Origin of the sequence: Olsenella sp. CU969 (assembly GCF_905219715.1) — a bacterium.
Taxonomy (GTDB): Bacteria; Actinomycetota; Coriobacteriia; order Coriobacteriales; family Atopobiaceae; genus Granulimonas; species Granulimonas faecalis.
Genome location: NZ_CAJMXC010000130.1, coordinates 1 through 2534 on the forward strand (window position 1 = coordinate 1; position 2534 = coordinate 2534).

Annotated in this window: 2 protein-coding genes; one reads left to right on the forward strand and one right to left on the reverse strand. The window is 70.7% G+C overall.

The window, feature by feature from the left end; all coding sequences use genetic code 11:
• Positions 1-108: 108 nt before the first annotated feature.
• On the reverse strand, positions 109-1308 hold the full coding sequence (locus JX283_RS08135; RefSeq protein ID WP_204830127.1) for an iron-containing alcohol dehydrogenase family protein: 1200 nt from the start codon (positions 1306-1308) through the stop codon (positions 109-111).
• Positions 1309-1605: 297 nt separating this feature from the next.
• On the opposite strand from JX283_RS08135, the gene JX283_RS08140 reads away from it, so the two are divergent.
• The gene (locus JX283_RS08140) at positions 1606-2445 is read left to right on the forward strand and encodes a DegV family protein (RefSeq protein WP_204830128.1); all 840 of its coding nucleotides are present in this window, start codon (positions 1606-1608) and stop codon (positions 2443-2445) included.
• Positions 2446-2534: the final 89 nt, after the last annotated feature.

Genomic DNA, 2534 nt, shown 5'->3' on the forward strand with positions numbered 1-2534 from the left:
CTTCCGGCCGCAGGGTGCGCCAACTAGCTACTTGGTGCAGGCGCGGAAAAGGCCGCTGGCGGGCGACCCCGTCGACGGCCCTGCGACGGACCCCTGGACACGCGCCCCCTACGCGCGCCGGGGCACCGCGGTCTCGGGCGTGGGGGCATGGCGCTCCACGCGGATACGGGCGGCCTCCTCGGCCAAGGGGTCGTCGGCCTCGAGGGCACGGCCGTAGAAGTCAGCGTCCAGGACGGCCTGGCCAAACCGCTCGGCCGTGTAGCCGTAGGGTGCGCGGCCCCACTCGTTGGTGGCCTGGGCGCGCCCCACGATACCGGGCACGTCCTCGGCCGTGGCGCCNATGGCCGAAAGGGTCACCGGCAGCCCCAGGCGGCGGTTGANTNNGGCGTANCGTGNGAGCTCGTCCATGCGCCCNTCGNAGGCCCAGAGCACCAGCACCCCGAACGCCACCACGGCGCCGTGGGGGTGCTCCTCCACCAACTCGGGCGAGATGCCCGTCCACGCGTTGTAGAAGGCGTGGGCCGCGGAGGAGTTGTAGTAGTNGGCATGGTCGGGGTCCACCATCGAGGTGGTCATGTTGGAGACGATGCCGCAGGTCACGATGATGTCGAGCACCACGGCCTCGAAGGCCTCGGTCACCACCCCGCGCCGCTTAGCAGCCAGGGCCTCCTCGGAGTCCGAGAAGAGCGGCCCCTCACAGGTGGCCGCGATGGCCCTGCCCATGGCCGGGGTGGCCTCGAGCACAAGGTCGCGGCTGGCGAGCTCCACCTCGGGNCCCTTGCTCAGGGCGTCGCCCACGCTGGCCCAGAACAGCTCGTCGGGGCTCTGGGCGAGCACCGTGAGGTCGATGAAGCAGTGGGCGGGAGGGGCCGAGGGGAAGAAGTAGTCGTCGGCCGAGCCGTCCTCTTTGTAGAAGACGCCGATGGCCGTGACGGGGGCGCAGTTGGACGCCACCGTGGGGAACGTGAAGAGCGGCCTGGCCACGAGCTCGGCGACCTCCTTGCAGCAGTCCACGGCGCGGCCGCCGCCCATGGCGAACACCATGTCGCAGCCGGCCACGGCCTCCATGGCGGCAAGGCGCCGCGCGTTGGCGTGGGACGACTCGCCGCCGTACCACTCGGTGGCCACGACCTCGACGCCGGTGCCGGCGAGGGCCTCGCGCAGGCGCCCCTCCCCCGCCGCGAGGGCCTTCCTGCCACCGATGAGCACCGCACGGGTGCCGTAGGGCGACACGACCGACGCCACCGACTCGTAGGCGTCGGTCNCCACGGTGTAGCAGGGCAGGAACTCCGACCTCGCTCGATCCATGACGGCTCTCCCTTCGTCCGGGCCCGCGGGCCCCGTCAAGTAGGGGCCATTGTNGGGGCGCCCGGCCGAGGTGGCGCTCAGCCGTCACCACCTGTTGACAGACCTGTCAGTTGCGGCCGAGGCACCTGAAGGCGAACCCTCATCGCCAGCGCCGGGCAGGTCCGCCGGGGGCTGGCGATTCCATGTACGACCCTACCGGCAGCTGAACGCCCCTGCCCGTCGCCTACAATACGACCGTTCACTCTGTGAACCGTATGGTCGCCACCGCGGCCTGCGAACCGGACAGAAAGGCTCCCCGTGGCCATCCGCATCATCACCGACTCCGCCTCGGACATCGCCCCCTCCCACCCACGCGTCACCGTCGTCCCCATGACGGTGACCTTTGGGGAGACCGAGTACCGTGACGGCGTCGACCTCGACGCCAACGGTTTCTACGAGCTCCTCGTGGAGGGCGACCAGGTCCCCACCACCAGCCAGATCTCCCCCGGCGCCTTCACGCAGGCCTTCGAGGAGGCCACGGCCGACGGCAACAACGTCGTGTGCATCACCATATCGTCGCGCCTCTCGGGCACCTACCAGAGCGCCTGCCTTGCCGCGGAGGGCTTCGACAGCCGTGTGTTCGTGGTCGACTCCCGGAACGTCACCGTGGGAGAGTCGGTGCTCGTGCACCGCGCGCTGCAGCNCGTGGACGNGGGTNTCTNGGCCGGGGAGGNCGCCGAGCGCCTGAACGCCGAGAAGGGCGACGTCCGCCTCGTGGCCCTACTCGACACCCTGGAGTACCTCAGGCGCGGGGGCCGCGTCTCGGCGGCGTCGGCNGCCGTCGGCGGCATGCTCTCCATCAAGCCCGTGGTGGCAGTGCGCGACGGCGCCGTGGAGGTCATCGGCAAGGCCCNCGGCTCCANGANCGGCCACAACCTNCTGGTGAAGGAGATCCAGCGCGGCAACGGCATCGACGTCTCGCGCCCGCTGGCCCTGGGCTACACNGGTCTGGACGACACGCTCCTGCGCAAGTACATCGAGGACGCCGGCTNGCTGTGGGAGGACCTNGTGGAGGAGCTCCCGGTGCACCAGGTGGGCCCCACCATCGGCACCCACGCAGGTCCCGGGGCGATCGCGGTGGCGTTCTTCAGCGACTGAACCCTCTGCCCCGGACCGCGCCTTCGCCGCGTCGATGTGGGACAGAAGTGCCCGACCATTGGGACAGAAGTGTCCGGGTGGTGGGACTG